Source organism: Kribbella sp. VKM Ac-2571 (assembly GCF_004362255.1).
GTDB lineage: Bacteria > Actinomycetota > Actinomycetes > Propionibacteriales > Kribbellaceae > Kribbella > Kribbella pratensis.
The window spans coordinates 62,238-85,209 of record NZ_SNWS01000012.1 but is presented as its reverse complement, the minus strand read 5'-3'; the positions used below and the strand labels follow the sequence as shown (position 1 = coordinate 85,209).

Below are 22,972 nucleotides of genomic sequence, written 5' to 3'. Positions count from 1 at the left end.
CGACCCGGCTCGCCGCCGTGCCGACGAGCCGTGAGAGACATGTTTCGAGAGTAATCTCTCAGATCATCCTCGACAACGCAATCGAGCGTCTTGCAGCCGGACATGTCAGTCGTGGTTGATGGTAGGAAGGCCGAGCAGAACGGGGCCGTCGGCGGCGGTGTGGAGTTTCACCTGTTCAAGCTTCTCGTGTGCTCCGGTGCGGCTGACCTTCAGTCCTTCGACCTCGCCGAGCCAGTTGTTCTGTTCGGCTTCGGTGATGCGGGAGTGAAGGTTGGTGATGATCTCGCGGAGCCGGTCGGCCTGGTCGCGGTCGGGCCTGAGCAGCGCGCAGCGGAGGCAGGCGTGTTCGTGGTGGCAGTTGGTGCCGTAGGCGCGGCCGCAGCTGCCGAGGCTGACCTTGCGCTTCACGAAGTGGTCTTCGAACTCTTCCCATTCCGCGGGGGTCGGACGGCGGTATTCCTCGCTGGGCCGGGTGAGTCGTCGCTGGCCGATCCAGGTGCGGTGATGGCGGATCACGTCTTGGGGATAGATCGCCGCGTATCCCTGCGTGGTGGCGATGCTCTTGTGACCGAGCAGGACCTGCACGATGTGGGGTGGGAGGCCGCTGGCCAGGGCGTCGGTCGCAAAGATGCGGCGGAAGTCGTGGGTGGTGAAGTGGACTTGTTCGCCGTCGATGATGATGTTGGCGCGTTCCGCATCTGCGTAGCAATGTCCAGACGGTGCCGGGTGAGATGGGCCGGAGTTCAGGCCCCCAGTACTTGGCGAACAGGTGCGGCAGCGCGGGACTCCATTCGTGGTCGTGCGGGTCCCATCGTGGTGTTAGTGGGATGTCTTGGTGGCCGCCCCGAACTCGGTGGATCACTTCGGACAGGACGTGCACGAGTTCGGGACCTGCGACGAGTAAGGAACGATCGACACATGGGTTAGTTCGAGTAGCTCTTCGCAGCGGATTCCGGTGAGCCGAAATGTCTCAATCAGCGCCCATGACCAGAAGGCTGCGTCCTCTTCGTAGCTCAGGTTGCGCGACTTGTGGTCGGCGCAGTCGATGCGAACCTGCCTGGTGGGCCGTGCAGGGCGCGATCCACCCGGCTACCCGCCGGAACACACGCTGACCGCGGACGGTATTTATGCCTGCAGGCGCTCTGGGTCCTCGTTCTTGAAGGCGGCCCTGACCTCTGGAGTTCTTCCGGTCGAGAAGTAGGGGACCGATCGTTGAAGTGGACGGCACCGTCGGAGAACTCTGGCCGCCGCCGGCGGTGGCCGTATCCAGATCGGCGGCGCTCATCCTTGTCACGAATTCCGTGTCAGGGACCGTTCAGCGGTTCCCCGGTCCGGACCGAAGCGACCACGTCGTGGATTGCCTGGGTTACTGCGGCGGCGTGATCTGGGCTTTCCACGAAGGAAGCGTGGGTCGCGCCTGACACGACGCGATGCAGGCTGTTGGTTGACAGCGTGACGGTCTGGTTCTGGGTAGCCATCCATCCTTTTGAGTTGTCGAGTTCGGCGGTCAGGACGATCAGTGGCTTCGCGCCGAGGCTGCGGAGTTCCCCGGCCTGGGCTTCGGATCGATTCGCGACGCCGAACTCATCGAGGAAGCCGCTCATCTCCTTGCCGGTGGCGGCAGTTGTGCGCGCATCGTCTCGGTACGTCGGTGGTAGTTCCGAGAATCCGGTGCCGGCGATGAGGCGCCCGACGCCCAGCCGAGACGTTGTTGCGGCCAATGAGGACAGGTGTTTCAGAACGCTGTAGGAACTCGCCTTCTGCGGGGACACCGGCGTGTTCTTGGCGCCGGTGGAGTCGACCAGGACCAGGCCGGCGATCTCCTCGGGATACCTCGCGGCGAAGGCTCTCACGTACAGGCCGCCGAAGGAATGCCCGGCCAGCACGTACGGCCCGGGAACGTGTGCGCGAGCTAGCAGCTCGTGCAGATCGGTGGCGATCTGCGCACCATCGGGCGGGCTCGAGGCGGGATCACTCCAGCCACGCCCTGCCCGGTCGTACACGCACACTCGGCTGTCGCGAGCCACAGAAGGTGCGATCAGCCCCATCGACGCCGCGGAGCCCCCGCCACCGGGCTCAAGAATGACGGTTGGACCGACTGAGCCAGTGCACTCCAGGTGGAGTCGATAGGGTCCGATGTCGACGAGTTGACCGCGCATGGTCACCGTCGGGTCGGTCGATCGGCTGATCGTCTCGTACCCGCCGCCAAGGGCGAGGAGCATCAGGATGACCAGAACCGGGTTCAGCAGCCATACCCTGGTCCGACTGTGGAGCTCGCGCCTGGCGTGAGTCCAGACCCAGACCACCAAGGCCAACAGGGCCAGGGGCCATACCCACCCCAACGCGTCGACCACGGTGTCCGGAGCCAAGAGCACCAGCATCCCGGACACCACCATGAAGATCGCCGGCACAACGGCCCAGCGTTGTGGTTGGTCGGTGAACCGCAGAGACAGAACTGCTATGAGCGCCCAACCGAGGGCAAAGCCGAGCAGCACCATGGCGGTGGAGAAGTTCGTATCCACCGTGCCCGCTGGGAGGAACGGGAGGGCCACCGCTGCCACGAAGCCCGCGGCCAGCGATCCCGCCACAACCCCGCCAAGGTGCGAGCGTCGTGGCGCCGAGGCGACAGGTGCGACCTTGTCGCCACTCGTGGGCGCAATGTCGTTTCGCAACATCATGACGAACCGCCTAGCAGCGCCGTGTGGTCGACCCCTCCGAGCAACGCCCGGATCGCGGCGACCTCGATGGCCGGGCAGAACACGCCCGCGACAATCGCGGTGCGTCTCAGTGCGCTCATGTTCGCCATGCGTCTGAGCTCCCCTTGCAGGCAGCACAAGACCCCGGCGTCCGTGTCCGTCGACGACGGACACGCCCGACACCCCCACCCACATACGCCCCGTGCCGCTCACCATCCTCGGGAGGACACTGCCTGTCAACGTTGAATCAACCGTCCTAGCCGAAGGCTGGGCGGTGGGTTGAGGCTTGCTGGTCGTGGACAGAGTTGATGGTGGGGCCCATGCTGAGGTCAGTGCGGTCAGATCTTGTGCTTGTGACCCGTCGGGTCGCCACAGCCTTTGTCGCCGTGCTGGGGGGCTGTTCGCATGGGCATTGTCAGTAGTCAAGAGCACAGCAGTGAGACAACAGAGCGATTCGTCTCGGTGGGGCGGCGCAGAACCGCTGTGGTGACGGGGAGTTTGTTCATCGCCTCCACCGTGGCGTTCATGATCGCGGCGACGGTGTTGTCGATGACGTTCGACTGGCCTGACATTCTGCGCGAGCCGGCGGACGTGGTGCTGCCCGAGTTCGCGGCAGGTGGGGCGAGTCTGGTGTGGACGTGGTTTGCGGTCGCCTGGACGTACGCCGTACTCGCGGTGCCGATCTTGTTGCTGCCGACCGCGTTGGCTCGTCGTGGGGACGCCGCGCTGCGGGTGGCGACCTATTTGGGCGCTGCCTCGGTCTTGTTGGCACTGATCGGGTTCCTGCGCTGGGTCTTCGTCGTACCGGTCTTGGCCGATTCGTACCTGAGTGGTGACGAAGGCACTCGCTCGGCGGTGGCCGCGGCGTGGACGGCTCAGCACCAGTACGGCGGGGCGCTACTGGGCGAGCACCTCGGACAGCTCCTGGCCATCGGCTGGTCGGCCACGGTCAGCGTCATCATCCTGCGCTCTCACGTGATGCCCGCCTGGGCTGGATGGCTCGGTCTGGTCGCGAGCGCCCTGTACTTCGTCAACCAGGGCGACATCCTCGCCACAGCCGTGTCCGGATTCCCCGTCTGGGAACTGGGCGGCCTCCTCGGAAGCTACCTCTGGGCAGCGTGGCTGATCGTGCTAGGTGTCCTGCTGTTCAAGCGGGTGAACGGAAGTGCCCGCCGACCGTAGGCCCACGAACCTTGTCGGCAGAACAGTGCTGATCACGGGCAGTACCGGAGGTATCGGGAAGGCAACCGCACTCGGACTGGCCACGATGGTGCCTACGTGTTGATCACCGGGCGAGACCGTCCACGCACCGAGGACGCAGCCCGCGAAATCCGGGCGACCACGAGTGGTGCGGTCGAGGCTTTCGTCGCGGACCTTTCCTCGCAGTCCGACGTCCGGCGACTGGCCGACGAGGTGCTCGAGCATCATCCACGCATCGACGTACTGATCAACAACGTGGCGGCTACTGGAACACCCGCCATGTCACCACCGACGAACTCGAGCACACCTTCGCGCTCAACCACCTCGCGCCGTTCCTGCTCACCAACCTCCTCCTCGAGGGCCTGCGGCAAAGCACCGCGGCGCGTGTCGTCACAGTCGCCTCCAACGCGCACACGATGGGACAGATCGACTTCGACGACCTCCAGGGCGAGAGGTCGTACTCGGGCGCCCGCGCCTACAACCAGTCCGAACTCGCCAACGTTCTGTTCACCTACGAACTGGCCAGGAGACTGGGCACCAGTTCTGTCACCGCCAACGTGGTGCACCCCGGCTTGGTGAGCACCGCGTTCGGCGCAGGCGACCCGGCCGCGCCCAGCGGCTCTTCGTTCCTGTCCTGCGGCCCTTCATGAAATCGCCGGCCGAGGGCGCCGCAACCTCGATCCACCTGGCCTCCGCACCCGATCTCGATCGGACGACGGGACGGTACTTCGCAAAGAGCAAATCCACGAGATCCTCGAAACGAAGCTACGACGCGATGCTCGCCGCACGACTGTGGGCAGTGAGCGCCGACCTGGTCGGTCTCGCCGCACCAGCGCCCACCACCTGACCAGGCGGCCCGCCCGAGAGATCGTCTCGGTCTTCGTCGGCTTGCCGCTGCATGCGGTCCCTGCGATCAACAGCGCGGCGTGATCGGCAGCGCTCAGTAGCGTGGAGTTCTTCTCATCACAGCCCCCAAACACGCCAGGGCTTGACCGCACTCGACGACGCATTCCAGTGCACCCGTCGATGCCCCCGGCAACGCGAGCCCATCAAGGGCTCGATTGAAGCCGCCCGCACGAATACGCGCGGGCGGGGTTGTCGGAGATGGCGCCGTACCGGACGGCGAGTTTCATGGCGCCGGAGATGATGACGCGGCAGGTCTTGGCGGTGGCGGCACCGGCGGTGGTCCTGATTCTGGTCAGGACGGTGTCGATTCGTGGGGTGGTGGCTTCGCCGATGCGGAGCTAGCCGAGGGCTGGGCGGACGTCGTTCTTCAGGGCACGGCGGTAGGTTTCCAGAGAGGTCGGTGAGCGTCTCCCGTCGGCGACCAGTCCTTCGAATCTCTTCTCCCACTGGTCGAGCAGATGGTTGATCTTGTGCATCGCGGTGAGGGCGCCGGACTGGTTGGTCCTGGCGCGCTCCTGGAGCTTCTGCTTCAGCGCGGTCTCAGCACCTGTCTGCTCGTGCCGACCGCGCTGACTTGGCGGACGTGACCGTCGTGGTCGCGGAACTTGGTCTGCGACTGATGCTTGAGGGCTTGCCGTTCTTGTCGGTCTTGATGACCTTGGTGGAGATGCTTCCCCAAGTGCCGATGGGCAGCGGTGGTCTGGACATGTCAGGCCTCCAACCTGTCTGACGGTTGGAAGCTCAACGCTGGCTGCAGCGCCGAATTGGATAAGTCGGCAACGCTGCGAAGCGATGTGACGTGACGCACAGTCACGAGCAGATCGGGGCTCAGACGGTGCCGCGGAGAGTCGTGGCCGGGGTCCGCTGGGCGGTGAATCAGCGCAGAGAGATGAGTTCGAGATGACCTACGGACATGCAAAAGCCCAGGACACCGTCGTGACCTGGGCTGTTGTGCGCCGCCAGGGACTCGAACCCCGAACCCGCTGAATTTCAACTGACGCTGATCATCTGTTGTCAACGATGCCCGGGATCTCTTACAGGTAACGGATTCCGCAGCTGCATGTTGCGCATAAGTTCTCATCGGCAACCATCCTCTCGCGCTGATTGAGGTGCGTAAAGAGGTGCGGAAGACCTACCCCGGAACGCGAGGTCGGCTTGCCAGCCGAAGCCGAGCTTGGATTCCGCAGGGTCGCTTTTGGAGACCGGCTGCGGCGCACGGCCGTGGGTCTGCTCGAGACGTGGCGAGAGCAGTTGTTGACGGGACCACATGGGCGGCAGATCTGCAGTTAAGGTGCCGGCAGATTTGCAGGCGCAGCCAGCTCCATTGCTGCCACGCGGTGCCTGCTGACCGGATCTCGTCCGATCGTGTTGTTGTAGCCGAACGTGGCGGGGTTGTCGCGGTAGCGCTTCAGTTCCACGCGGCGAGGATGTGGTCGGGGGTGAGGTGGGTGATGTCTGGTGTGGTGCAGCCGCTGCGGCTGACTGCGATGAGAGGTGTGTTGTCGGCGGCGCCTGGTAGTTGTGCTCTGTGGTGGATGAGGCGTGCGAGGTCGCGGGTGTCGAATGGTTTGTTTTCGAGCCACTTGATCGATCCGACGGCTGTGATCTTCTTGGCGATCGGTGCCCGGTCGGCGCCGACGATGTCGATCTCGGGGTCGTTGGTGCGGGTCCAGTAGCCGCCGATCGCGTTCGTGCCTTCGGGGACTGATCCGTCGGTGAGGCGCCAGAGGGCGTCGCGGATCACGGGCTCGACAGCTCGGCCGCGCCATGTCGTCCAGCTCGCACGAATCGTCTCCAGGACCCGGTCGCCTCGACCGCGTTCGATCAGCGGGATTGCCGGGTTTACGAAGGACAGCCAGAAGCGCAGGTACGGGTCGTCGATTCGGTAGCGCGTCTCGCGGCTCGGCCGGGTGGACAGGGGCGTGTCGGCGGCGACGATGCGGCGTGCTGTGAGCAGGTCCAGTGAGCGCTTGACCGCGCCTGGATTGAGGTCGCCAGACGCCCGTCCGATCAAGGTGAAGGTGCGCTCGCCGTGGCCGATGGTGGTCAGTACCCGACGTGCCTGGGCTTCGGTGGGGAACTCGGCCGCTAGGGTGCGTTCTCCGCTGACGAGTAGCGCAGAGGTCGGTCGGTGTACTGCTTGCTCGAGGTAGTCCATCGGACCTGCGCCTGAGGGCCATTCCTCGAGGATCAGCGGGAGGCCGCCGCTGATGAGGTAGGCGTCGAGTGCATCGGCCGGCGTTAGGTCGAGCATGTTGGCGACTTCGGCCGGGTTGAGTGGAGGGACGACCAGTTCGGTGCCGCGTTGGTAGAAGGGCCGGCCGTAGGTGTTCAGTTGTTCCATCATGGCGAGGTCGGAGCCGATCAGGATCAGCAGAACCGGGAGCTTGGACAGGGTCCGGTCGTAGGCTTTCTGCAGTGCGCCCTCGAAGGTGGGGTCTTCCTGCACGAGGTAGGGCATTTCGTCGATGACGACGATGCTGGGTCTGTCGGTCGGGAGCGCCGTGGCGAGCAGGCTCAGCGCTGCGTCCCACGTCTGCGGAACGGTGAAGTCCGCGTAGCGTGACGCTTCGGGTAGCGACGATGCCGCGACCTCGGCGCCGAAGGCGGCCAGATCTCCCTCCCGGGAGCCGCCGACCGCGGTGAAGAAGACGTGGGGGAGTCCGCTGCGGTCGAGGAACTCTTCCACGAGCCGGGATTTTCCGACTCGCCGGCGCCCCCGGATGAGGACAGCACGCCCCCGCCGCGTCCCGCGGCCGCGGGCGCTGACGGATCCGAGTAACTCGTCGAGGAGGCCGAGTTCGGTATGCCGTCCGACGAATCCGTCCACGTGAGAACCTCCTGAGAATGCTTTCATGAATGATAGTTTCATAGATGAAAGTTTCGCAAGCGGCAGTGATCTAGAAGGGGCGCGATCGAGGCGGATCGCCGGCGCCGGATCCTCGACGGATGCGGTTTCGAGCATCGACTGGCGATCCGTTCTGCCAGTGGCCGCGGCACTTGCGGCCGAGTGAGAGGTGTCGGCGGGCTGACCCGGCCGCGACACGCGCGGTCGACGGGCGGAGGCGCACCGGAGTCGGTCACGATAGGTGACAGGGCTTGTGGGGAGGGTGGCAGATGGAGTCCGAACTGGTGGGTGAGGTTCTGCCGCCGACGTCGTCGGAAAAGATCGGCGCAGACCTTCCGCTCAGCGTGCTTCTGCTCGCTCCCGACGCGGAGGTGTCCGAACTTCAGGCGCTGGCCGACAAGGATCACGTACTCGATTGGTACTGCGACCGTGGTGCTGGACTCGTGGAGTCTGCTGAGCTGGCCAATGATGTCGATGTGCAGGTCGCTGTACGCCGGAGCCGTAAACGGCCGCCCACCTGGCGGCCGCTCTTGCGACAGTTCGGACTGCCTCTGCCGGCGGACTCGGCCGACGAGAGCCTGGCTGTGCTGGTGGTTGTCAGATCGACAGTGACGCAGCAGAACAGGTGGGTGGTGTACTGCTTCGGCGGTGCCTCACGCTCGATGCCGACCGACCTGCTAGACACGCGGTTCGGTGTTGTCGCAGCGCTCAATCGTCACGCCGTCGGGGACGGTGTCGATTCGTGGCGGGAAGTGCCTGTCGGTGTACGAAGGCGGCGCGTCGTCGGCGACCCGACTGCCCGGGTGCGGAGGGTGTCAGGTGAGGTCCGTGATGTCTTCCGGCATCGGATGGATGCCCGCGCCGACAGTGCGTCTCCGCTACAGGGGCTGCGCTTCGACAAGGTGTCCGACCTGTTGCGGAGTCTGAGCGTCCGCACGAACGACGAATTGATGCGCGACGTCGAGGGCGGCAGGACGCTCAGGTTCACGACCTACCTCGACTCGCTCGACGACTTCGTCGTACTGGCCGACTATCTGGTCGATCTTCGGGACCGAACCGACTACAAGGCCGACTGGGGCTGGATCGACCAGATCGTTCCGGTCGAGACGCGAGCCGAGGCGGACCGCGTGCTGCGAGAGGTCGTTTGCCGGATCGGGACATCCGATGAACCGGCTGTGGACCTGGTCCTCCCCGATTGGGCGGCGCAGAACGAGCATCCCGTCGAAGCGGCTCCTGATCGCGTTGCCAGGTGAGCGTAAGGCCCCGCAGCGCGTCCTCATGTCCTGGAAGCATCTGCGTTCCTGGATCATCAAGAACTCCCCTGACTACGAGGACCCGTCTGCGCTCATGCGCAAGCGGGTCCGGGCCTGCCTTGAGGGCATACCGACCGGGGATGTCGAGAGTCTCGCCATCAGCGATCTCATCGTGACCGAGCTGAATATCGACGAGTGTCTATACGTCGTCAGCGACGGCGAGGTGTACCGCGTCGAGGACGGGTTCCTCAAACGTCTCGATGACGAGCTGGAACGAATTCCCTGGTCGACGTTCCCGTTCCCCGATTACCAGGGTGGCAACGAGCCGGACTATCTCGAGGAGATCAAACGTTCGCGAAACCCCAGGCTCGCCGTGCTCGACCGGCTGAACATCAAGCTCCCGGGGGAGAGTGCCTTCGAAGCCTGCGACGTGCTGACCGACGAAGGCATGTTGGTCTTCGCGAAGATGAAGGGGCGATCGGCAACCTTCAGTCACCTCTGCACTCAGGCGGTGGTGGCGGCGGAAATGCTCGTCCGCGAGCCGCAGGTGCGGATCGAGTTTCTGAGCCGGGCAATGGATGCGGATGCCGGCCAGCAGATTCTGGACGCGATCCAGGATCGCCTGGGGCGGCTTGAGGGACGTGAGCGGGGCTGCCTGAAGATCTGTCTGTTGCTGCTAGGCACCTGGAACGGCGAGCCCAACGTCCGGTCGCTGCCGCTGGTGTCCCATCTGCTGCTCCAGAAGACCTGGCAACGCATCAGCGAGCACGGGTTCGAACTTGAGCTGGCTTCACCGGCTGCTCGCCTTCATCCAGCCAGGTGAGGTGCCCTGGCAGTGAGGTCAGCCAGCAAGTCTCCGAGGAGGCGTTCTTCGTGGACCGGGGTCCGCGTGCCGGCGTAGAGAACGCGAAGATCGCTGAGTGCCTGGGAGAGGCCGCGTGATGTGGCGGGCGGGTTGGGGAGGTCACAGATGGCTGCGTAAGTCGTGGCGTCGTACCGCCAGGAGCGGGCGTCCGGAGCGACGGACAGGATCTGGTCGGCGATGGTGAAGCCGGCTTGGTCGAAATCGGCCCGGGCTTCGATGGTGCATCCGCTGGCGGACAGGCCGGCCAGAAGGTCTAATGCGGCTCCGGAGGCGATGCCGTCGGTGCAGACCAGCGGCGGGCAGTCTGGACCGAGTTCATCCGCGGCGGCCTGGGCGATGGTGACGTTCTCACAGACGAAGATCGTGGCTGGGTGATGTACGGACCAGCTGCTGGTCAAGGCGCGGAGAGTGAGCCAGACAGGCTCGCCGGGGGCGTTGCTGCACTGGTGTGTGGCGGGGGAGTCGCCGTCGAGAGGCAGGTTGAGGGCGAGCACGCGCGAGGAGACTGCGTCGCAGGTTACTCCGATGCTTGCCCAGGCGGCGCGCCAGTCGCGCCCGGCGCGTTGCGGGCGTGGCAGACGGTGAGTGACTGCGGCGAGGCGTGCGACAGCTCGGCCGAGCGGCTCGTTGGCGTCGAGTCTGTGTGCGTCGTTGAAGACGTCTGCGGCCAGCTGCGCGAGCCAGATCCTGCGGCCGGATCGCCTGATGTGCCCGAGCACGTCCGCGACCTGTTCTGCGAGGATTTGCAGGTCGCCGGTGCCTGGTCGCGGTAGCCCGCGGTCGTCGATCCACTGCTCGATGATGGACGGATCCACTCCCGCGGTTGCCAGCGCCGAAGCGGCCGCCGAGCGTTCGCGCTGGCCCGCGCTGGCTGCTCGCTTGCGTCGTACACTGTCGGGCTCGATCGTCCTGCCGTGGGATGCCTCCGCGAGCTCTCGCACTGACAGACCGTGCTCACCGAGCCGCGCCGCGAGGTCTTGAAGCCGGACGGGTCTGCCCGACAACTCCCAGGGAGTGCCGAGAAGCTGTGCGACCTGGCGGCGTTCGTCTTCGGTCAATGCGACTGTCCCGAGCGAACCGGACTCGGTCTTGAATCCGCGGTGTGCCCGGCCGACGATCGCCTCAAGAACCGCGGCCGGCCCGGGCATGCGAACCCAGTCCTCGAGCGCGGCCGGCAGCGGCCTCATCAGCTGTCCGCCTCGGCGAACAGTCCGTCCGCGATCGTCAGGTCGTCCGCCGGGGTGACAGCGGCCCCGACATCGACCGCGGTCCATTCGCCGCCGCACCACAGGTACGGGACGGCGTCGACGCCCGGGAGTCCCTTGTGGCGGGCGAGATCGTAGACCGCGACCGCCGGCACGGTGGTGTACTTGCACCATTCGTCGTGCGCGGTGAGCATGACGTCGAGGTCGAAGCTGACTGTCAATCCCATGAAGGAGGCCTTGATCTCCTCGTCCACACCGGTCATCGCCTCGTCCAGCCAGACGCAGCGCGGTGCGTGCTCGGACGCGGCGTCGTACGCAACGACTGCCGCTGCGAACAGCGGCTGGGACAGTAGGACGACCTTCTCACCGCCCGACTTCGCGCCGTGCTTGGCGGCGTCGAACGGCATCCACTTGCTGGCCGAACTCGGCCTGTACTGCAACGTGATCCGCAGCCAGCTCCGATAGTCGAGCGCGGCCGACAGTTGCTCCCGCCAGTCCGCCGTACCGTCGGCCGACGCGTCGTCCCGGGCCTCGTCGATCTTACGGGCAAGGAACGCACGGACATCGCTCTGCTTCTCGGGGGTCAGCAGGTGATAGCCCTGGGTGAGTGCCTCCACCACCTTCCCGGCGTCCTGGTCACCGGGGTCTGGACCCCATTTGAGATGTACGGCGTTGCCGTGCCGAGTGGGGTGGCTCTCGAGCTGAGTGTTGATCCTCGTGAACGTCCGCGCCGTGTAGTCCAGCCGGTCCTTGAGATGCTCGATGAAGGTCGAGCCGAGCAGCGTCGTCAGGACCCGCTGCTGTTCGGCGTCGAACGTCTCCTCCTGTTGCCGGACCTGCTCTGCCAGCAGATCGGCAGCCGCCGCCGGGCCCTGCCAGCCCGCGGTGCTGTCGGCCAGGATCACAACCTGCTGGAGCGCGTCGTCGGTCTCGGATTCCAGCACCCGCGCGTCGCGGTCGGGGAGCAGGATCTGCCGAAGTGCTTCCAGCTCGCGGAAACAGGCGCGCCAGGCGCGCTCCGGGTCGACGGCCGGCCCGAGCTCGCGTCGCGCCGCGCGGGTGGACTCGCGGGCGGAATCGACGCTTCGGCGTTCGGGCTCGGACAGTCCAGCGGGACCGGCGAGACCGGCGTCGTACGTCTCCCACCAGGCGGCCATCGCGGCGTCCCGGACCTCCTCGGCGGCCTGGCGGTTGTCCTCGTGCCGGTTCAGTGTCTCTTCGGCGCCGGCAGCCTCGACTCGCGCGTCCGTCACCCGGCTGGTGATGTCTTCCACCAGTTCCTCGGTCGTAGTGAGCTGTTCGTCGAGCTCTCCTCGTCGGGCCAGCTGAGCTTTCGCGTCCAGGCCCAGCGCCTCCTCCGCGGTGCGGAGCCGGACTTGGGTCTGCCTGATGTCGTCGCGGAGCTTGTTCCACTCCCGCTGAGTGCCGTCGAGGCGTCGCTGTGCCCTGCCGACCGCTTCAGCGGCGCGGTTGCGCTGCGTCTGATGGACGCCGAGCACCTCGACCTTCGCGGCCAGGGTGTCCAGGGCAACGCGATACCCAGCCAGACGCTCCGCATAGCTGTCCAGTTCCCGCACCGGGAACGCGTGATCGCCGGCATAGCTCGTGAACTCGGCCCATGCTGCGTCGCGCTCGGATTGTCGGTCTTGATGCAGCCGCCGGGCGTCGTCGGCCTTTCGGCCGGAGTCGGCGACCCGCCGTTCGCGCTCGCGAACCCGTTCGGCCGCGTGCGTCAGCTGGCGTTCCGTGGGCACTCGGCCTTCTTCTGTTAGCAAGGTGGACAGGTCGGTGCCCGTCGCCTCGATCAGTTCGTTGATAGAGGCAATCAGTACGTCGAGTTCGCCCAATCGCGTGCGGAGCCGGGAGATCGCGCGTTGCCGGGCCGCCTCCCGGGCGGTGGCGCCGAGGTACGACGCCGGTTGGCTCGGTGTGGCGCGGCCGGTCAGCGAGGCCCAGCGCCAGGTCCCGTCCGCGGCCAGCCAGGTGTGCGCCGTACCATCGCCAGATGGTGCCGTCGGCAACCAACCGATCGCCGCGAGCACACCGCGGATCGCGGAGTCCGGTACGCCGTCCGTCGGCGTGGGCTCCAGGACAACGGTCAGGTTGGAGGTCTCGAGCTCCGGAGCGGGGATAAGGAAGGTGTCGGGCGGAGTACTGTCGGCGGCCTGCAGGGTTCCGTCGGGGAGGAGCCAGGCGTCGAGCAGGCCGGCTGCCGCGAGTGTTGCCTCCAAGAGATCCAGTTGGTGCGGGTCGACCTCGGCCCGAGGCTGGACACACTTCCAGAGCGGCGCGCCTCGGTCGGAGATTGTCGAGCGGTCGCGTCGTTGCCAGAGCGCAGGTGGATCCGGGGGACTCTCGACGTTTTCAAGGACCTTCGTGAGCTCGCCGGTGAGGTCCGTATGCTCTCCGGCCAGCGCATCCCGTTTCTGGACGAGACCTGCCTGCCGGTCGCGGATCTTGTCCCGTACGCCGTCGATGTGCCGTCGGATGGCGACCGCAGGTGTCGTGACCGAGTCGTCGGGGTCGGCAGCGGCCAGCTCGGCGACGAGGTCGCACCAGTCCTCGACCTGTTCGTCGGTCGCCATGCTGATCGTGGCGCCGAGGTTCCAGTCCCGGATCTGCGTGCGGAGCGTGTCTTCGGCATCGTCCAGCTCCTGCTGAGCCCGCGCACGCTCGTCGTTGGCTTCGTCGAGGTCCTTCACCCGGCCAGCAAGCAGCTCGGCGGCTTGATCGACTGCCTGCTCCGCGATGCCGTGCTCGCGGGCCAGATCGCGCAGCCTGCCGAATCGCTCGCTCCGCACGGTCAGATCCGAACGCAACCCGGGCAGGTCCCGGGTGGGCAGATGACGTACGGCGGAATCCTGCAGGCCGATCGGCTGGGCCATCCCAGCCGTCGCGTCGGCCGCCGCACCGGCGTCGAGCTCGGCCTCCTCGGCCTTGGCGGTGGCCTCGGCCGCGGCCTCCGCCTGCTCGGCAAGCTCGTTCTCTTCGTCCGTCCGCCGGCCCTCGACGGTCTCTTGCTGGGTGTTGAGCGACCCGAGGTGCGAGGTCAGTGACCGGACGCGATCCGCCGCGCTGACCGCGTCTTGATAGGCAGGGCTTTCCTGAAGTTCCCGCAGCTCGGTCGACAGATCTTTCCGCTGCTGCTTTGTCTTGTCGAGTTCCTGGTTCAGCTCGAGGACCACTGCCTGCGCGTCTGAGAGTGCCTGCTCGGCATTGCGTCGCGCCGTCGTCGTGTTGTCCAGCTTCGTGGTGGCTGACGCGAAGGCATCGGCCCGCAACCGCAGTACCGTGCGGGCCCATGGGAGCCACCCGGTGCGGGCGAAGGTGGCGACACGAGTCGCCGCCGTACGGATCTCGTCAACGGACTTGCGTAGCTTCTCCAGGTTGTCCCAGCCGTCGGCGAGCTGGTTGATCTCGGTGTTGGCCAACGGCGGCAACGCAGCACGCAGCGTGTCCGCGAGACTCGCCGGATTCAGTCGCTCGCCGAGCTTCGGTCGGCGGAGCTCCTTCAGCAGCGTGGTGAGGTTGTCGAATCCCTCGGAGCCTAGTCCGAACAGCTCGGCAGCCAACCGGGCCCGGTACTTGGTGGAGCTGTCGAGGTACTCGATGCCGGAGATCTTCAGCAGATCCTTCTTGTCGAGCGGCCGCTGGCCGGTCACGAACCGGAAGTCCTGCCCTGGGCGCCTTCTGGTGACGAAGTGCCAGCGGGTGGGGGACGTCGTGCCGCTGCCGCGTCGCAGGCTCAGGCCGAGCCCGCAGACGAAATATTCTTCCCGGCCTTCCTCGTCGATGCGGCCGTACTCGATCCAGGCGTACCCCAGGCCGGCGTCCGACGGTGGGCGCGGATCGTCGTCGTCGCCGCTGGGCAGCAAGTTGAACCGCATCGTGCGGTGCTGCGAGCCGAACGGGTCGAGGACCGACGGAGAGATCTCGCCCCGTAACAGCAAAAGAGTCGTGAGCTCGAGCACCTTGGTCTTGCCGGCGCCGTTGCCGCCGCGTAGGACGAGCCGGCCGTCGGCGAACCAGAACTCGGTGTCGTCGTACTCCCAGAGGTTGACGATGCCGACGCGCAGCGGCTGCCAGCGGTCGCGGGCCGGGCTCGGGAGATCGCCGGAGAGTGCAGCGCCGAGCCACCGTTCGCCGTCCTGGTTGTGGAACGTCACTCGTCGCCTCCCTCGTCGAGCCTGGCTGTCACCGTGACGACCGTCGGATCGCGGAACCGCGCCGCGGGCGGCGTCAGAACCCAGGCGCCGGGCCTCTCGGCCGGCCGGAGCAGATCCAGGGCGCGGAGGATCTCCACGGTCGCAGACTCGATCGCCTTGCCGGGCTTCAGATCGTTGGTCAATGCCTTGGGATAGCTGGTCTTGAGGCCTTCGGCCGCCGTCGTCAGATCGTCATCGGTGAACGGTACGCCGGTGCCGTGCCGCCGGACGAGCTCGTCGAGAACCATCAGCGCGAAGAAGTCGGTGGCCCGAAGTCCCGGGAACGGGAGATCGGTGCCGCTTTCCTCGGACGCTACGAGTGCCATGCCTTCGGCTCGTTGCTCGGCGATCCAGCCGGTCATCTCGGTACACCACGCCAGTACCCGGTGCCGCTGGCTGTTGAGGTAGGTACGTTCCGCCTCGGTCAGGTCGTCGTACAGCAGGACCGGAAGCTCGATGAGTCTGCGCAGCACACCGAACCGGGCCTCCGATTCGTTGGGTGCGCCAATCTGTTCACCGAGAGCGGCGCGCAGGGACTCCGGGTCGACCATCCGCAGCAGCAGGTCTCGCCGTACTTCGTAGGCGCCGCCGACCTGGTTCTTGTGATGAGCCCACCCTTCCCGCTGCTCGTCGTCATCGCGATTGGTCGGCTGCAGGGCGCCGGCCAGCACCAGGATCTGCATTGCCTTGATGAACAGCATCCGCTCGGCGAACCGGTCCGGATCGTAAGGCGCGAGCGCCACGTCCTCGTGGTCGGACAGAGCTCGCACCCGATCCGACAGGTCCTGCGTGGTGGTGATGTCCTCGGCGTCCTCTGCGGCGGCCGCGGCGAGAATGGCCAGTACGAGCACTCGCCGGGGCACCGGGCGGAACCGGCCCGGGGCGAGTACGACACCGTCCAGCGGCAATCGGAAGAGCCGGGCGGCGGAATCCGTCACCACGAGCCGGTATCCAAGCCGGTGCGCAAACCACTCGATCAAGGTGTTCCGGTTGGCGCGTACCAGCGGCCAGATCTCCGGATGCGAGTGCCGGTCCAGCACGGGCGATCGGAGCAGAGACGTGAACGCCGTCTGCCGCGCCGTACCGTCGCGGTTCATGCCGGCTCCATCTCGAAGTGCCAATTGAGGGTGGCGAGCCGGCCATTTGGCGTCCGGATAGTCGTGGTCTCCGAGATGTTCTGGGGCCTGCGCAGGCATATCTGCCAGCGGCCGTCGCTGGTGACTGAGACATTCGCCGGGGACCGCCGAGCCACGCCGACATACTCCAGCAAGAGATCCAGCTCGGGTTCGCTGACCTCACCCCAGGTCGACAGGCTCGTTCCCGACCGCTGGCGCAAGGACGCCTCGGCCGCGCTGCGCGCCGCCAGGGCCGCGAGCCGTGCCTGCCGGGCGGCCTTCTTGCCCGACGAATAGTTCGGGAGTTTCGTACGACGGCCCACCGCGGCCCGCTGCCCGTGCTCACGGAACCGTGCCGTGACCGGCGCTGCGGGAGCGTCGAGCCAGCTCAGCCCGTGATCGTCGGCAGACTCCGGTACGAGCAGCACGTGCCGGGCCGAGAACAACCCCGCGGCCGTGTCCCAGATCTGCCACGCCGCCTCGTCGCTCGGCGCACGCTCGATCGCTCCGGCGAGCCGGATCAGCTCCGCCCGCCGGGTCACCGCGCCGCCGGTGTCGAGGAGGATGTTCATGTTGCGCGCCCACGGTGCCACCAGGTTGCGAAGCTGCCGGCGGAGGTGGCGGGCCTGGCTGTTCTCCCCGGTGAACCATGCCGATAGTGCGTCCCAGGTGTGCGTCCAGCGTTGTGCCTGGTCCGCTACCACCTGATCGTCGATGTCGGTGTCGACGGCTGCGCGGACGCACGCCCGCCAAACCTCCGCCGTCAAGAGGGGATGGAGTTGATGCATCTGCTCTGCGATCCCGGGGCTGTGGACGTCGACCTGCTCGCCCCACATGCCGACATACGCGCGCAAGGTGTTCCACAGCAGCTCCTGTTTCGCCGGATCCGGACCGCCCGATAGCGCGTGAGCCAGCGTCCGTTGCCAACTGCGGGCCGCCGTTGCCATGGCGATGTGAAGCGCGGAGATCTGCTGGAACTCGGTGGCGGCATCCGTGTAGATCTGGCGTTGTACGGCGCCCGCGAACGCGATCAACCGGTCGTGGATCGCCCGCGGCGCGAGGGTCAGGTCGCCGGCTGTCTCCTCGACGTCGTCGGCGGCAGCCCAGAACGTGTGCAGGCTCGCAGCCCGCGGGGTGAGTTGGTAGCGGTCTCGTCGTCGCAGAAAGTCTTCTCCGGTCCGGGCCGGCTCCTGCCATCGTGTGATGACCTTCCACTGCACTAGCCGCTCGAGCCGAGCGTCGAGATGCAGTACGGAGGGATCCAGCAGCCGGTCCGCAACGTCAACAGACACTCGCTCACCGAGATAGGCGCGCACCCCCGCGTCCACCATGTCGTACGACAGACCAGTCAGGCTGGTGTCCTGCTCAGCGAGGAGAACCTCGACGATCGCCCGGTACTGTGCAGCTAGCGGGGACGTCAGGTACGCCGGCACCAGCTCCTGGCCGGCCAGTACCGCTGACCACGGATCGCCCCCCTCCGCCGCTTCCGGTAACTCGTGACCCTCAGTCATCCCTTAAAGCATACGGTCGGTGACCATTCACGTCACTGCCTTCACCGATGTGAAGCGCTTCGGTCCTGTCAGAGGCGCGAATTCGATCGCCCAGAGCCCGGTCCAGTGGACAGGTTGTGCAGCATGTCGATTGCTGGCGGCCGCTCGTCGCCAGCTGCGTCGTGCCGTTCGCCACTGGGATAGGCGTCGCCGAGGTGTTCGAAGGCTTCCGCGAACTGGTCCCGGTCTGTTGCCGATTCACCGTGCGGGCCCGCGGAGCGCTACTCAGATGATGTCTGGGTCGTTGAAGGCGTGTTCGAGGGCCTGGGCGGCGGCGGGGTTGGCGGGCTGGCGGTGCAGGTAGGTGTCTTGGGTGATGGAGACTTTGGCTTGGCCTAGTTGGTCGGCGATTTGGCGGGCGGTGTGGCCGGCTTGGTCGAGGGCGGTGGCGGTGGTTTTGCGGAGTGCGTGGGTGCGGATCCAGACGAGTTTGTCGGATTCGGCGGGCTGGGCGGCGTCGGTGAGTTGGGCGAGGAGGTCGGGGGTGTTGTCGAGGTCGATGCCGTAAGTCTTGGTGAGGCTAGAGCCCAGTCGGTGGTTGGGTTTGATGCGGCCGGTTTCGATGAGTTCGAGTCTGGTTTGGGGCCAGCCCAGGGTCTGTGCGACTGGCTTGCGGCTGAGGCCGGCTTGGCGCCGGAGGCCGCGGAGGGTTCGGCCGAGCTCGCGTCGGGCGGTGCTGCCGACAGGGGACAGGGCGATACGGAGTGACCGGCGCGTGTTGGAGGGGTCGCGGTAGCCGCCGATCGTGTCGGGGAAGACGGGGTCGTCGGGGCGGGAGCCGGCTGTGTGGCGGCCGCGGAGCATGGCTGCAGCCCAACTGGGGAGGGTGAGGGCGCGTTCGCCGGTTCTGGATTTGGTGGTCTTGCGGATCAGGCCTTCGCCGGGTGGCCGGGCGATGGTGTGGGTGATTTCAGCGGTGCCTGCTTCGAGGTCGACCTGGTGCCAGAGGACGGCGAGTGCTTCGCCGATGCGGACTCCGGTGCCGAGCATGAACGTGACCAGGTCTGGAAGATCGGCCTCGACGGCGTGTTCGTCGGCGGTCAGTGTCTTCTGCAGGAGGGCGACTTCTTTCGCAGTGAGCGCTCGGGGTGAGTTCTTGGGCTTGGCTTCGATGGCGTCGACTTCGCGGCCGGGGTTGACGGTGATGGCGCCGTAGCGGACGGCAAGCTTCATCGCACCAGAGATGACGGCACGGCAGGTTCTGGCGGTCGCTGCGCCGGCGTGATTCTTGATGTCGGCGAGGACGATGTCGAGGCGCTGCGTGGTGGCTTCGCCGATGTGGAGTTCGCCGATGGCGGGACGGACATGGTTCTTGAGGGACGCCGGTTGGTGGCGAGCGAGGTGGGTGAGCGTGTCCCGTCGGCGACCAGTCCTTCGAACCGTCGCTCCCACAGATCGAGCAGATGGTTGACCTTGTGAGCCGCGGTGAGATCGCCGGAGTGGTTGGTCTTAGCGCGGTTCTGGAGCTTGAGGAGCAGCGCGGTTCGGGCGGCGGTCTTGGTTGTGCCGGTGGCGGTGACCTGCGGGCATGAAGAAACCCAGGCCACCTGCGTGACCTGGGCTTTTGTGCGCCGCCAGGGACTCGAACCCCGAACCCGCTGAATTCCACCCGAGACTGATCACGACTTGCCGATGGTGCGCGAAAGCTCTTTCTGGTAGGGGATTCGTGGGTGGTCTGAGTCGCATTGGTTCTCATCGATCGTCATCCTCTCGCTCTGATTGAGGTGCGTAAGAGGTGAGCGGTGAGCCTTGTCGGGACTGCGGGGTCGGGCCTTCCAGGTCCAAGATCGTTCTGAGCCTCGTATCGCATCCGGGATCGCGTTGCTGGCTACATAGAGTGGCGTAATGGGTGTCGAGATGCTGGCGCACCGAGCAGGTAGAGGAGCGGCAGATCTGCAGCAAGTGCCGCGGCATATTTGCAGCCACCGCCCGGCAGATTTGCAGGCAAGCTGACTTGCCTGGGCAGGGCGCGTTGCGCGCGGATCAGCGGGCGCATGAACCGGAGCAGCAGGGTGCGTTGGCTTCCTGGCGCGGGGTCTCGTGGTGACTCGGCATGCTGCCGTCCAGCGCGTTTGGCCCATCAGATGGCAATTGCGGTGCCGCCTCGTTCTCTCGGACGACATCTAGGTCACCTTCACCTTGATCCTGCTGTCACAGGCGCGGCTGCGAGGCTGCAGATGCCCCTCTGCACAGGGATTGCCCGCAGCAATCAAATCTCTCCGCACGGCGCTTGCGCGTGCCGAGGAGAGTCTGGTCAGTCGCCGAGGACGGCGCCGAGGAGGTCGATGACGCTGTACTGGAACGGAGCGGGCACCTGTCGCTGCGTCAGACGACGAATGCGAGACGGCCTGGCTGGGGACATGTCGTTGGCCTCTGCGGCAAACTGTTGTCAACGATCGACTGAATGTTACTGGCGCACGATCAAGGCTGTGGTCCTGGTGAGTCAGGGAGCTGTCTGAGATTCGGCGGCGGGGCAGTCGGCGAAGCGGCCGGCCATGGTGCGGTTGCCGCACCGTGCTGGCTGGGTTGTCCATCCGCCTGGGCGCGCGGCTCGCGAGAACTGGAGCGACATGGACGGGCCCACTGTCCGGTGGCCGTCGCGCGCTGTTGATGCCGAATGGCCTTGGTGAATTCGTCAGGGCCCGGTCGGAGTCGGGTGGCGCGACTGGGTTGACGCCCTTCCAAGGGGTCATAGGGGCGGATCAAAGGGGTGAAGTCGTTCAGGCTGTTGCTCCGCTTGTGCTTTACGACCGAGCCAGTCGGCAAGGTCGTGCTTCTCGTGCTCGAACGCTGAGCGTCCTCAATCAGGCGCTGCCGTGGCGAGTCGAAGGTCAGAGGCCGTATTGGCGAGCGTTGTCCGCTGCCGGCCACGAGCACCACCGAGATTCTCCGCGTCAGTCGCTGTCCAGCTCTTCCGCGGCATCTTTCAAGTTCTTGCAGCTCTGACTCGAGCGCCGTCGTCGACCTTGACTGCTGGTCATGGGCCCGACTTGACGCGCGTGGTGTCGTGACTCGGATACATAATCGAAGATGTGTTCCCTTAAACCTTCTTAACGATCCGCAATATGTAGGCGCGGTGACCGTGGGTGGTTATCTAGGGTGTTGTTGACGTCTCGGAGGCGTCTGTAGCTTGGTGGTCCAACGTGTGGATCCGCCTGACGGCAGGGTGTCGTGGGCGGTGCTGGACGAGCAGTTCGCGGTTGTCGGTCCGGTTTGATCGGTTCCTGGCGCATCTGAGTGCGGTGGGACCGTCGCTGCAAACTGTGCGCTCGTATACGTTCGACCTGCGAGACCTCTGTGCATTCTTGCTGCAGCTGGAGTGCTAGGGCGCCCTTCAGATCCACGACGCGACAAGCATCGCCCGATCGGCCTGATCGCGGGTTTCGTTGAGCGTGAGTTTGGGACCCGCCGGTTTTATCGCTGTTGGTAGGTCGCACTCCGGAATGGCGTTACCGCTTCGATATCAGAAGTGCTAGCGGGCGTCTTCGGAATCGGCGGCGGAGAGGGTCGCGGCCCATTCTGCGGACCACCAGACGAGGGGGCGCAGCGCGCGGTAGACGCCGTGGCCCAGCTCGGTGAGGGCGTAGGTGGTGTCCGGATGCTGCTCGACGAGGGCGGCGTCGACCAGCTCGGTCAGCCGTTGCCGCAGCACGCTGGAGGACATGTTGTCGCAGCGCTCCTGCAACGCACGGAACCCGACCGGCCCGTGCTGCAGTTCCCAGACAATCCGCAGGTTCCACCTACGGCCCAGCAGGTCGAGAGCGGCCATCAGCGGCCGGCCGGTGCTCGACCCTCGGACCACCCGTCCCGGCCTGGGTGCCGCCATCCGTCGTACCGTCCCCTCTTGCTGCTTCGATATCAGACACGCTATCGTAGGTCCCACCGATTCGATTTCCGAAGCGCTTTGGGAGCGCGTACACCATCGAGACGCTTGTCGGCGTCGGCGCCATGGCGATCACGACGCTGACAAGCCTCGCTCTCGCCCGCCGGCGCTCGTCCGAAACCAAACCGTAAGTCAGATGCACTCATCCCAACTCCGGAGGTTCTATGCCCAAGGGCTACTGGGTCAGCTCCTACCGCACCATTTCACACCCTGAGAAGCTGGCTGCTTACAACAAGCTGGCCCGTTCGGCCGTCCAGGCGTTTGGCGGACGGACCCTCGTCCGTGGCGGTCGGGTCGTCGCCCACGACGCCGGAATCGCCGAACGCACCGTCCTGGTCGAGTTCGACAGCTTCGAGCAGGCCGTCGCAGCGCGCGAGAGTGCGGCCTACCACGAAGCGCTGATCGCCCTCGCCGACGGCGTCGAGCGCGACTTCCGCATCGTCGAAGGCATCGACTGACCGAGGTCCAGTCGGACTTCACCGAAGCAGCAGGATTCTTTGGGTATTCCCGGCCCACTCCCGAGTCTTATGGCGTTGACAGCCAACCCCAACTCGACTCGCACGACCCCGACATGATCGGAGCTGGTAATTGTCGTCCAGCGGCGGCACCAAGCCCATCCTGCTCAACGCGGTCGGTGCCTGCTTCTGGGCGTCGTCGGCACCTTCGAGGTCCTGGACCAGAGCCTTACCCGGGCTGCGTAACTTTGCGACATCGGGCCCGGACTCGTCGCGGACTTCGGCGGTCTCGGTGCCCAGTGTGGCGACAGTCTCGGCCAGCATCCGCTCATCACGCGCGTGGTCGGCAGCCCGGCGGCGCATCCGCCCGCCCAGCGCTCTGACGACGTGAGCCGGTAGGACGCCCCGCCGGCCGTCCAGGCTCACCCGACTGTCACGCAAAGGCACCGCGGACGGCGAAACGATCCCAAGGGCAGCAGCAGTCGTTGCGCGGGCGCGAGTTGCCGCGTCAGGCACCCATCCCATCCCACCGCCGCGTCTGCGAGGATTCCTGCCACGGCGGATGATCTGTCCCATCACGGGGAAGGCAGCGCCACACGGAGGCCAGTTGTGGAGCGCGGTGTCGCTCCACGACCCTCGAACGAGGCTTGAAGGAAGCCGTGGAACGTTGATGCGACATCTCCCCACCGCCGCCGGTGACAGCCTGTCGAATGAATGGATACCCTTCGGTTGAGACCGCCCGGGCTCGTCACCCGAGCCGACCATGGGTCGGTCCCACGATTGGTGGCATC

At 66.1% G+C, this 22,972-nt stretch carries 15 protein-coding genes and 1 pseudogene; 5 read left to right on the top strand and 11 right to left on the bottom strand.

What is annotated here, in order from left to right; all coding sequences use genetic code 11:
* Positions 1 to 105: 105 nt before the first annotated feature.
* Both EV651_RS25340 and EV651_RS25335 read right to left on the bottom strand, forming a co-directional pair.
* Complete coding sequence (locus tag EV651_RS25340) at positions 106 to 675, bottom strand: tyrosine-type recombinase/integrase (protein ID WP_255512245.1); 570 nt, start codon at positions 673 to 675, stop codon at positions 106 to 108.
* 629 nt (positions 676 to 1,304) lie between these two features.
* Positions 1,305 to 2,870: an alpha/beta hydrolase gene (locus EV651_RS25335; protein ID WP_166658783.1), complete on the bottom strand. Its 1,566-nt coding sequence runs from the start codon at positions 2,868 to 2,870 to the stop codon at positions 1,305 to 1,307.
* A 312-nt stretch (positions 2,871 to 3,182) separates the two neighbouring features.
* On the opposite strand from EV651_RS25335, the gene EV651_RS25330 reads away from it, so the two are divergent.
* Together EV651_RS25330 and EV651_RS41955 are read left to right on the top strand one after the other, a co-directional pair.
* Positions 3,183 to 3,878 carry a DUF4386 domain-containing protein gene (locus tag EV651_RS25330; protein WP_202870501.1) on the top strand — a complete coding sequence of 232 codons (696 nt, stop codon included), beginning with the start codon at positions 3,183 to 3,185 and terminating at the stop codon, positions 3,876 to 3,878.
* 96 nt (positions 3,879 to 3,974) lie between these two features.
* Positions 3,975 to 4,546 (top strand): annotated as a pseudogene (locus EV651_RS41955) (SDR family NAD(P)-dependent oxidoreductase).
* 594 nt (positions 4,547 to 5,140) lie between these two features.
* Here EV651_RS41955 and EV651_RS41540 read toward each other — a convergent pair.
* From EV651_RS41540 to EV651_RS25320, 3 genes are all read right to left on the bottom strand, one after another.
* Positions 5,141 to 5,278, bottom strand: coding sequence for a hypothetical protein (locus EV651_RS41540; protein ID WP_166658782.1), 138 nt, complete (start codon positions 5,276 to 5,278; stop codon positions 5,141 to 5,143).
* An 810-nt stretch (positions 5,279 to 6,088) separates the two neighbouring features.
* Positions 6,089 to 6,220: a hypothetical protein gene (locus EV651_RS43030; RefSeq protein ID WP_255512241.1), complete on the bottom strand. Its 132-nt coding sequence runs from the start codon at positions 6,218 to 6,220 to the stop codon at positions 6,089 to 6,091.
* Positions 6,211 to 7,767 carry a DUF234 domain-containing protein gene (locus tag EV651_RS25320; protein ID WP_238157179.1) on the bottom strand — a complete coding sequence of 519 codons (1,557 nt, stop codon included), beginning with the start codon at positions 7,765 to 7,767 and terminating at the stop codon, positions 6,211 to 6,213. The genes EV651_RS43030 and EV651_RS25320 overlap by 10 nt, the downstream gene beginning before the upstream one ends.
* A 152-nt stretch (positions 7,768 to 7,919) precedes the next feature.
* Here EV651_RS25320 and EV651_RS43025 point away from each other — a divergent pair, with 152 nt between their 5' ends.
* Both EV651_RS43025 and EV651_RS43020 read left to right on the top strand, forming a co-directional pair.
* Positions 7,920 to 8,903, top strand: coding sequence for a DUF6119 family protein (locus EV651_RS43025; RefSeq protein WP_133787744.1), 984 nt, complete (start codon positions 7,920 to 7,922; stop codon positions 8,901 to 8,903).
* 25 nt (positions 8,904 to 8,928) lie between these two features.
* The gene (locus EV651_RS43020; protein ID WP_166658781.1) at positions 8,929 to 9,726 is read left to right on the top strand and encodes a DUF6119 family protein; all 798 of its coding nucleotides are present in this window, start codon (positions 8,929 to 8,931) and stop codon (positions 9,724 to 9,726) included.
* On the opposite strand, the gene EV651_RS25305 is transcribed toward EV651_RS43020, so the two are convergent.
* The 6 genes from EV651_RS25305 to EV651_RS25280 form a co-directional block, all read right to left on the bottom strand.
* Positions 9,711 to 10,955, bottom strand: a complete 1,245-nt coding sequence (locus EV651_RS25305; protein WP_166658780.1) for a DUF2399 domain-containing protein — start codon at positions 10,953 to 10,955, stop codon at positions 9,711 to 9,713. The two genes, EV651_RS43020 and EV651_RS25305, sit on opposite strands and share 16 nt — an antisense overlap.
* Positions 10,955 to 15,139, bottom strand: a complete 4,185-nt coding sequence (locus tag EV651_RS25300; protein WP_166658779.1) for a TIGR02680 family protein — start codon at positions 15,137 to 15,139, stop codon at positions 10,955 to 10,957. The genes EV651_RS25305 and EV651_RS25300 overlap by 1 nt, the downstream gene beginning before the upstream one ends.
* Positions 15,136 to 16,275, bottom strand: coding sequence for a TIGR02678 family protein (locus EV651_RS25295; protein ID WP_133787740.1), 1,140 nt, complete (start codon positions 16,273 to 16,275; stop codon positions 15,136 to 15,138). The genes EV651_RS25300 and EV651_RS25295 overlap by 4 nt, the downstream gene beginning before the upstream one ends.
* Positions 16,272 to 17,804 carry a DUF2397 domain-containing protein gene (locus EV651_RS25290; RefSeq protein WP_133787739.1) on the bottom strand — a complete coding sequence of 511 codons (1,533 nt, stop codon included), beginning with the start codon at positions 17,802 to 17,804 and terminating at the stop codon, positions 16,272 to 16,274. Before EV651_RS25290 ends, EV651_RS25295 begins: the two co-directional genes overlap by 4 nt.
* A gap of 264 nt (positions 17,805 to 18,068) precedes the next feature.
* The gene (locus EV651_RS25285; RefSeq protein ID WP_133787738.1) at positions 18,069 to 19,235 is read right to left on the bottom strand and encodes a helix-turn-helix domain-containing protein; all 1,167 of its coding nucleotides are present in this window, start codon (positions 19,233 to 19,235) and stop codon (positions 18,069 to 18,071) included.
* Between the two features lie 2,080 nt (positions 19,236 to 21,315).
* Complete coding sequence (locus tag EV651_RS25280; protein ID WP_133787737.1) at positions 21,316 to 21,669, bottom strand: helix-turn-helix domain-containing protein; 354 nt, start codon at positions 21,667 to 21,669, stop codon at positions 21,316 to 21,318.
* A gap of 221 nt (positions 21,670 to 21,890) precedes the next feature.
* Here EV651_RS25280 and EV651_RS25275 point away from each other — a divergent pair, with 221 nt between their 5' ends.
* Complete coding sequence (locus tag EV651_RS25275) at positions 21,891 to 22,184, top strand: DUF1330 domain-containing protein (protein WP_133787736.1); 294 nt, start codon at positions 21,891 to 21,893, stop codon at positions 22,182 to 22,184.
* Positions 22,185 to 22,972: the final 788 nt, after the last annotated feature.